The sequence below is a fragment of the Teichococcus deserti genome (assembly GCF_001982615.1).
Classification (GTDB): Bacteria; Pseudomonadota; Alphaproteobacteria; order Acetobacterales; family Acetobacteraceae; genus Pseudoroseomonas; species Pseudoroseomonas deserti.
Genome location: NZ_MLCO01000252.1, coordinates 1 through 7,589 on the forward strand (window position 1 = coordinate 1; position 7,589 = coordinate 7,589).

The window sequence follows — 7,589 nt, forward strand, 5'->3', positions numbered from 1 at the left end:
CGATCCCTTCCTGCTGGCGACGCCGCTGGGCGACAGCGCGGCGCCGCGCACCGCCGCCAGCGTGCCGTAGCGCGCCCGCGCCCGCAGCCGGGTCAGCTGCGCCGCGCTGTCGCCCAGCGGCGTCGCCAGCAGGAAGGGATCGGTCATGCGAAACGCCTCCGGAAGGGCCGGACCCATCCTGGCGCGAAGCGGGGGTTGCGGTCCATGCGAAAAATCTCGACAGGACAGAGGCGCGGCGCTAATGCTCAGCCCGGACCAGCCAGGAGGGCCCTGCGTTCCATGCTCGAAGGCATCGACGTCTTCCGCATCACCGGCGCGCGCATGCGGCACCTGGCGGAACGGCAGAACATCCTGGCCCAGAACATCGCCAATGCGGACACGCCGCTCTACCGCGCGCGCGACGTGAAGGCCTTCCAGTTCGACAGCGCCCTGCTGCGCAGCCAGGGCGGCCTGCCGGCGCTGACGCTCGCCAATTCGCGGCCCGGCCATCTCGGCGGCGGGCGCGACGGCGTCACCATCGCGGCCGACCGTGCGAATGCCTACAGCGAGGATCCGGACGGCAACACCGTCAACCTCGAGGAGCAGATGGTGAAGCAGGCCGACCTGATGAAGGCCTATGACCTCGCGACCCTCGTCTACAAGCGCGGCGCCGCCATGCTGCGCACGGCCGTGGGCGCCCGCTGATGATCCGCATCGGTCCGATCACCGGCGTGGGCCCGCTGACCCAGGCCATGGCCACTGCCGCCTCCGGCATGAGCACCCAGGCGATCCGCATGCGGGTCGCGGCCGAGAACATCGTCAATGCCAGCTCCACCGCGGCGGTGCCCGGCGGCGACCCCTATCGCCGCAAGCTGATCACCTTCGACCGCGCGGTTGACCGCGCGACGGGCGCGCAGCTGGTGCGCTTCGACGGGCTGCGTCCCGACCAGCGCGCCTTCCGCACCCAGTTCGACCCCGCCCATCCCGCCGCCGACGAGCGCGGCTATGTCAAATTCCCGAATGTCGATCCGCTGATCGAACAGGCCGACATGCGTGCCGCCGGACGCAGCTACGAGGCGTCCATCACGGTGCTGCAGCAGGCCCGGGCGCTCTACGGCAAGACGCTCGACATCCTGAGGTCCTGACCCGCATGCCCGTCCAGCCCAATGCCGCGCTCAACGCCGTTACCCCGGCCAGCGCCGCCATCCGCGCCTATGGCGTGACCCAGACGCCGACCGGGGATTTCCCGACCATGCTGCAGGACGCCGCCCGCGCCTCGCTGCAGACGCTGCGCAGCGCCGAGATGATGGCCGCCCGTGGCGTCGCCGGCACCGCCGACATCCAGGAGGTGGTGCAGGCCGCCGCCAATGCCGAGCTGACCGTGCAGACCCTGACCCAGCTGCGCGACAAGGTCGTCGGCGCCTATATGGACGTGCTCCGCATGGCGGTCTGAGAAGATCGGCACCTCACCGCGCGGAGAACTGACGCGATGAACGAAGGCGACGTGATCGAGGTGCTGCGCACCGGCTTCTACACCACCATGATGGTGGCCGGGCCGCCGCTGCTCGCCGCGCTGGTGACCGGCGTCGCCGTCTCCGTGCTGCAGGCGCTGACCCAGATCCAGGAGATGACCCTCTCCTACGTGCCGAAGATCGTGGTGACGCTGGTCGCCACCATGCTGTCGCTGCCCTTCGGCTTCGCCGCGCTCCGCTCCTATACCGAGGAGATCGCGCAGCTCATCGTGGGGCTTTGAGGGGAATGGAGTTCTTCCGCCGCCTCAGCCTCGGGCTCCGCCACCAGGATCTGCTCTTCGCCGCCGCCATGGTGGTGCTGCTGGCGGTCCTCGTCCTGCCGATGCCGCGCTGGCTGGTCGATCTGGGCCTCGCCACCTCCATCACCCTGTCGGTGCTGATCCTGATGGTCGCCATCTGGATCGAGCGGCCGCTGGACTTTTCCGTCTTTCCCACGGTCCTGCTCGTGGCGACCCTGCTGCGCCTGGCGCTGAACCTGGCGACGACGCGGCTGATCCTGGCCGACGGGCATCGCGGGCTGGATGCGGCGGGCAGCGTCATCCATGGCTTCGCCGTCTTCGTCGTCGGCGGCGACTTCATCATCGGCGTGATCGTCTTCGCCATCCTGATCATCGTCAACTTCATCGTCGTCACCAAGGGCGCCGGCCGCATCGCCGAGGTCGCCGCCCGCTTCAGCCTGGACGCCATGCCGGGCAAGCAGATGGCGATCGACGCGGATCTCGCCGCCGGCACCATCGACGATGCCGAGGCCAAGCGCCGCCGCAAGGAGCTCGAGGACGAGAATTCCTTCTTCGGCGCGATGGACGGCGCCTCGAAATTCGTCCGTGGCGATGCCATCGCGGCGATCATCGTCACCATCGTCAACATCCTGGGCGGCATCGTCGTCGGCACGCTGCGGCACGGCATGCCGCTCTCGGCGGCCGCCGGCAACTACGTGACGCTGGCGGTCGGCGACGGCATCGTCAGCCAGATCCCCGGGCTGATCGTCTCGGTCGGCGCCGGCATGCTGGTCTCCAAGGGCAATGTCCGCGGCTCCACCGACAAGGCTTTCATCAGTCAGCTCGGCGCGCAGCCGAAGCCGCTCTACTTTGCGGCGGGCCTCTCTGGGCTCTTCGCCGTGCTGCCGGGCCTGCCTTTCCTGCCCTTCATGGCGCTGGGCCTGGTCGCGGGCGGCGGCGGCTGGCTGGCGCAGCGCGCGGTGCAGCGCGCCGCGGCCGATGCCGAGGCGGGCCTGTCCATCGCCGACACCAGCGCGCCGCGCGAGGAGACCATGGCCGAGCTGATCCGCGTCGACGACGTGCGATTGGAGCTCGGCATGGGCCTGGTGTCCCTCACGGCAGGACGCCAGGGCGGATTGTCGGAAAAGATCAAGAAGCTCAGGCGCGCCTTCGGGCTGGAATTCGGCTTCGTCCTGCCGGCCGTGCGCATCAAGGACAACATGGATCTGGGCTCTGGCGAGTATTCCATCCAGGTGCAGGGGGTGGAGGTGGCGCGGGAGACGCTGATGCTCGGCCGGCTGCTGGCTTTCGCCCCCGGCGGGCAGGAGATCGGCGTGCCCGGCATCGACACCCAGGAGCCCTCCTTCCACATCAAGGCGCGCTGGATCGAGCCGGCGCTGCGCGAGATGGCGATGGCGCAAGGCCTGACCGTCGTCGATGTCGAGACCGTGCTGACCACCCACATGTCCGAGGTGCTGAAGGGCTACATGGCGCAGCTGCAGGGCTATGCCGCCACCCAGAAGCTGCTGGACGGGATGGAGAAGGAGCATCAGCGGCTGCTCGGCGACCTGATCCCCGGCGTGCTGCCGATGGCCACCGTGCAGAAGGTGCTGGCGACGCTGCTGGCCGAGCGCATCTCGATCCGCAACCTGCCGCTGATCCTGGAAGCGCTGCATGAAGGCGCCGCCTTCACCCGCAACGTCTCGATGCTGACCGAGCATGTGCGCCAGCGCCTGAGCCTGCAGATCTGCCGCGGCCTGACCCAGGAGGATGGCTATATCACCGCGCTCCTGCTCTCCCCGGAATGGGAGAAGGAGGTCGGGACCGCCATCATCGAGGAAGGCGACCAGCGCAGCTTCGCCATGGCGCCGTCCAAGATCCAGGAGCTGGTCAGCGCCACCCGCGCTCGCATCGCCGAGGCCGCCGCCCGCGGCGACTGGCCGGCGGTGCTGACCTCGGCGGTCGCGCGGCCCTTCATCCGCCACCTGGTCGAGCGCATCAACCCGACCATCGCCGTCATCTCCCATGCCGAGGTGCATCAGCGGGCCAAGCTGCGCACCGTGGGCCAGATCTGACGGGCGGATCTGACATGCACGCCTCGCTCGCCCTCGAGCCCTGGCTCTCGGCCGAGCTCTACCGCTGGTTCCTGGTCTTCTGCCGGGCCGCCAGCGCGCTGATGCTGCTGCCGGGCTTCGGCGAGACCCAGCTGCCCGGCCGCATCCGGGTGATCGCGGCCCTCGTCGTGGCCTTCTGCCTGGCGCCGCTGGCAGGTCCCCTGCAGCCGGTGCCGGGCGCCATCGGCATGGCCGGCGCCATCGCGGTCGAGGTGCTGGCCGGCAGCTTCCTCGGCGCCCTGTCGCGCATGCTGCTCTCGGCCGTGCATATCGCTGGGCAGATCATCGGCCAGAGCATCGGCCTCAGCAACGCCTTCGCCTTCGGCATCGGCGCCGACAACGCCGCCATCCTGGGCTCGGTGCTCTATGCCGCGGTGCTGGCCGCCTTCTTCGCCGTCGACGGGCATCACCCGGGGCTGCGCGCCATCCTCGACAGCTACCGGCTGGTGCCGCTGGGCGAGGCGCCGGCGGCAGCGCCCGCCGCCCGCGCCCTGACCGAGGCCGCGGCCACCGCCTTCCGCCTGGCCATGCAGCTCAGCATGCCCTTCCTGATCCTCTCGGTGCTGTTCAACGCGGCGCTGGCCGGCATCAACCGCGCGCTGCCGGCCATGCCGGTCTTCATGATCGGCGCGCCGGCCATCCTGATGACCGGGCTCTATTTGCTGGGCGTCGCCGCGCCGACCCTGCTGTCGGAGGTGCTCGGCGCCTATTCGGCCGCCTTCGTGATCAGCCGCTGATCCGATGGCGGAGGAAACCGGCCAGGAGAAATCCCTCGACGCCTCGCCGCGCAAGCTGCAGCAGGCGCGCGAGCGCGGCGACCTGCCGATGTCGCGCGAAGGGTCGAGCTTCGGCCTCTATGCCATGGTGCTGCTGCTGCTGGGGCTGGCCGGCGGTACGCTGGGCGGCCGCTTCGCCGCCGTGCTGCTGCCGATGCTGGAGCAGCCCGAGGCCTTCCTCGACGTCAACGAGCGCGGCTTCGAGCGCGCCGGCTCGGCCGTGCTGGAGGCGCTGACCATCGTGCTGCTGCCGGTCTTCGGCCTGCTGATGGCCGGCAGCCTGGTGCCGCACATGCTGCAGAACAATGTGGTGATGGCGCCGGAGCGGCTGGAGCCCAAGCTGTCGCATCTGTCGCTGATCGCCGGCTTCAAGCGGCTGTTCGGGCTGAAGGGCATCTTCGAGTTCGGCAAGAACCTGCTGAAGGCGCTGACCGTCGCCACCGCCTGCTGGGCGGTGGCCCGGCCGCTCTACGAGCAGAGCCCCTATCTGGCCGCGCTCGACCCGGTGGCCTTCCCGCATCTCGTGGTGCGCGCGCTCTGCACCATGCTGGGCGCCATCACCCTGGTCGCCGCCCTGGTCGCCATCATCGACATCAGCTTCCAGCGCTTCGAATACCACCGCCGCCAGCGCATGACCCATCAGGAGCTGCGCGAGGAGATGCGGGCAACCGACGGCGACCCGCACATGAAGGCGGCGCTGCGCAAGAAACGGCGGCAGCTTTCCTCGCGCAAGATGCTGGCCGACGTGCCCAAGGCGACCGTGGTGATCACCAACCCGACGCATTTCGCCGTCGCGCTCCGCTACGAGCGCGGCAAGGACGCGGCGCCGGTCTGCGTCGCCAAGGGGGTGGACCGCATGGCCCGGCGGATCCGCGAGATCGCCACCCAATCCGGCGTCGCGGTGATGGAGGACAAGGCCCTGGCCCGCGCCCTGCACGCCGGTGTCGAAATCGGCGACACCATCCCGGCCGTCCATTTCGAGGCGGTGGCCCGGCTGATCGGCATCGTCTGGGCGCGGCAGAAGGCCAGGACCGACACGCCTCCTGGGGGCCATGCCAGAAACGCTGGCCAGGGATCCTTTGCGGCATGACACAAAATTGATCTGTTTTGCTTGTCTGCGAAAATCACAAATGCGAAAGAAGGGCGCCACCACCGCAGGGGTCAAGGACATGGTCATCCAGACGCGCCGCTTCCTCATGGGTCTCCTCGCCGCCGCCACGCTGGGCACCAGCCTGGTCGCGACGCCCCTGGCGCCTGCGGCCTATGCCGCCGAATCCGCCGCGCCCAAGAAGGAGACCGAGTTCTTCCCGCTCGGCGACTTCACGGTGAACCTGCCCTCGGCCAACCGCCGCATGGCCTATGTCGTGGTCTCGGTGACACTGGAGACCGAGGCGCCGAAGCTGCAGGCCTTCCGCGACCTCTCGCCTCGTCTGAAACAGGCGGTGCTGCGCCGGCTGATGGCCATGTCCGAGCGGCAGGAGCTGCGCCCCGGCCGGGTCGACCCGGCCCTGCTGCGCGACAGCCTGTTCGACAGCCTCTCCCAGGTGCAGGAAGAGGGTCTGAAGGATGTGGTGATCACCCGGCTCATCCATAGCTGAGCCGGGGAGAGAACGACGCCGGGCCCCTGCGGTGGCCCGGCGCCCCGCCGCCTCAGCTGCCGAGGCGGGTGACATCCGCGGCGCTGACCACGGCGCCGGTGTCCAGCACCAGGTTGTAGCCGCCGCTGCTGTCGCGGCGCACCTCGGTGACCTTGCCGGCGACGGTCACGGTGCCGGCGGTGGTGCGCTTGTTGGCATCATCCTCGCCGACGACGCGCACCGTGTACTGCCCGGCCGCCAGCGGGTTGCCGTTGCCGTCCTTGCCATCGAAGGACAGGTCGGTCGTGCCGGCATTGAGGTTGATCCGCCGCAGCACGTCGCTGCGCGCGTCCAGCACCTCGAGCCGCAGATTCTTCAGCCCCGTCGCCGACACATCCACCGTGATCGGCACGCTGCCGCCACCCTCCGGCACGGTCAGCGTCGAGGCCTCGGTCTTCACCGACTTGCCCAGCAGCGCCGCATTCTCCGACAGCTTGCCGTTGCCGGCCAGCGCATCGGCGATGCCCTGCAGCAGCGCGTTGGTCTTGGTCTGCTGCTCGACCTGGGAGAATTGCGCCAGCTGCGCCACGAACTGCGTCGGATCGGTCGGATCCATCGGATCCTGGTATTTCATCTGCGCCGTCAGCAGCTTCAGGAAGCGGTCGAAATCGGCATTGCTGGTGTTGCTGAGCTGCGCGGTGGGCGCGGAAGTCGCCGCGATCGCCGGCGTGGTGTTGATGGCGGTGGTGCTGGTGGCCATGGGTGCAGGTCCTGCCTCAGGCGATGATGTCGATCAGGCTGTCGGAAGGCGGCCGCCGGCCAGCCGTCCCGGCGGCAGCAGCCTCGCCGGCCGCCTCCTCCGCCGTGTCGGCCAGGCGATAGGGGCGGGCCTCGCCCTCGGCCGCCTGCTGCTGCGGCGAGCGGCCATGCTGCAGGTCAAGCCCGGACTGGCCGAGCTGCAGCCCGGCCTGCTCCATCTGCTGCAGCAGCAGGCTGCGGTCCTGGCGCAGCGCCTCGAAGGTCTCGACCCGCTCGGCGGCCATGACCACCTGCTGCACCTGGCCGTCGCGGAAGGTCAGCCGCAGCTCGACGCGGCCGAGCTCCGGCGGGCGCAGCTCGACCGAGACGGTCTCCTTACCGTCCTCGGCGGCGCGGGCGAGGTGCAGGGCGATCTGCGGCGCGGCCTCGGCGGCCAGGCGCGGATGCGCGGCGGCGGCGGCCTGCGGCACCAGCACCGGCTGGGCCGGCGTGGTACCCGGGGCGGGGGCGGCCAGCACCGGCGGCGTCAGCCCCGGATCCGCGGCGCGCGGCGCCAGGGTCGCGGCCGCGGCGGCCGGCTTTTCCGCAGGGGCGTCGGGCTCGGCGGCGGCGATCTTCGGCGGCGGCGCGGGGG

The 7,589-nt window shown here is 70.2% G+C and carries 10 protein-coding genes; 8 read left to right on the forward strand and 2 right to left on the reverse strand.

Annotated elements, in window-relative coordinates; translation table 11 throughout:
- The first annotated feature begins 279 nt into the window (after nt 1-279).
- The 8 genes from BKE38_RS22605 to BKE38_RS22640 are packed head-to-tail and all read left to right on the forward strand — an operon-like array spanning nt 280 to nt 6,217.
- Complete coding sequence (locus BKE38_RS22605) at nt 280-684, forward strand: flagellar basal body protein (RefSeq protein ID WP_076959495.1); 405 nt, start codon at nt 280-282, stop codon at nt 682-684.
- Nucleotides 684-1,124 carry a flagellar basal body rod protein FlgC gene (flgC, locus tag BKE38_RS22610; RefSeq protein WP_083747791.1) on the forward strand — a complete coding sequence of 147 codons (441 nt, stop codon included), beginning with the start codon at nt 684-686 and terminating at the stop codon, nt 1,122-1,124. The genes BKE38_RS22605 and flgC overlap by 1 nt, the downstream gene beginning before the upstream one ends.
- A gap of 5 nt (nt 1,125-1,129) precedes the next feature.
- Nucleotides 1,130-1,432, forward strand: a complete 303-nt coding sequence (fliE, locus tag BKE38_RS22615) for a flagellar hook-basal body complex protein FliE (protein WP_076959496.1) — start codon at nt 1,130-1,132, stop codon at nt 1,430-1,432.
- Nucleotides 1,433-1,468: 36 nt separating this feature from the next.
- Complete coding sequence (locus tag BKE38_RS22620) at nt 1,469-1,732, forward strand: flagellar biosynthetic protein FliQ (protein WP_076959497.1); 264 nt, start codon at nt 1,469-1,471, stop codon at nt 1,730-1,732.
- Nucleotides 1,733-1,737: 5 nt separating this feature from the next.
- A complete protein-coding gene (gene flhA, locus BKE38_RS22625; protein WP_076959498.1) occupies nt 1,738-3,804 on the forward strand; it encodes a flagellar biosynthesis protein FlhA in 2,067 nt (688 codons plus the stop codon).
- Nucleotides 3,805-3,818: 14 nt separating this feature from the next.
- Nucleotides 3,819-4,580: a flagellar biosynthetic protein FliR gene (locus BKE38_RS22630; RefSeq protein ID WP_076959499.1), complete on the forward strand. Its 762-nt coding sequence runs from the start codon at nt 3,819-3,821 to the stop codon at nt 4,578-4,580.
- A 4-nt stretch (nt 4,581-4,584) separates the two neighbouring features.
- Nucleotides 4,585-5,709 (forward strand): EscU/YscU/HrcU family type III secretion system export apparatus switch protein, encoded by a 1,125-nt coding sequence (locus tag BKE38_RS22635; RefSeq protein ID WP_076959500.1) that lies wholly within the window; start codon nt 4,585-4,587, stop codon nt 5,707-5,709.
- Nucleotides 5,710-5,749: 40 nt separating this feature from the next.
- Nucleotides 5,750-6,217: a flagellar basal body-associated FliL family protein gene (locus BKE38_RS22640; protein ID WP_242662546.1), complete on the forward strand. Its 468-nt coding sequence runs from the start codon at nt 5,750-5,752 to the stop codon at nt 6,215-6,217.
- 52 nt (nt 6,218-6,269) lie between these two features.
- Here the strand turns inward: BKE38_RS22640 and BKE38_RS22645 are convergent, their stop codons facing one another.
- Nucleotides 6,270-6,956, reverse strand: a complete 687-nt coding sequence (locus BKE38_RS22645; protein WP_076959501.1) for a flagellar hook assembly protein FlgD — start codon at nt 6,954-6,956, stop codon at nt 6,270-6,272.
- Between the two features lie 16 nt (nt 6,957-6,972).
- Nucleotides 6,973-7,589, reverse strand: a 617-nt coding sequence (locus BKE38_RS22650) for a flagellar hook-length control protein FliK (protein WP_131829688.1), incomplete at its 5' end; no start/stop codon positions are given.

Bases quoted from the DNA above. Each gene is read 5' to 3' on its own strand.
- BKE38_RS22605 (WP_076959495.1), top strand. From the start codon at position 280: ATGCTCGAAGGCATCGACGTCTTCCGCATCACCGGCGCGCGCATGCGG.
- flgC (WP_083747791.1), top strand. From the start codon at position 684: ATGATCCGCATCGGTCCGATCACCGGCGTGGGCCCGCTGACCCAGGCC.
- fliE (WP_076959496.1), top strand. From the start codon at position 1,130: ATGCCCGTCCAGCCCAATGCCGCGCTCAACGCCGTTACCCCGGCCAGC.
- BKE38_RS22620 (WP_076959497.1), top strand. From the start codon at position 1,469: ATGAACGAAGGCGACGTGATCGAGGTGCTGCGCACCGGCTTCTACACC.
- flhA (WP_076959498.1), top strand. From the start codon at position 1,738: ATGGAGTTCTTCCGCCGCCTCAGCCTCGGGCTCCGCCACCAGGATCTG.
- BKE38_RS22630 (WP_076959499.1), top strand. From the start codon at position 3,819: ATGCACGCCTCGCTCGCCCTCGAGCCCTGGCTCTCGGCCGAGCTCTAC.
- BKE38_RS22635 (WP_076959500.1), top strand. From the start codon at position 4,585: ATGGCGGAGGAAACCGGCCAGGAGAAATCCCTCGACGCCTCGCCGCGC.
- BKE38_RS22640 (WP_242662546.1), top strand. From the start codon at position 5,750: ATGCGAAAGAAGGGCGCCACCACCGCAGGGGTCAAGGACATGGTCATC.
- BKE38_RS22645 (WP_076959501.1), bottom strand. From the start codon at position 6,956: ATGGCCACCAGCACCACCGCCATCAACACCACGCCGGCGATCGCGGCG.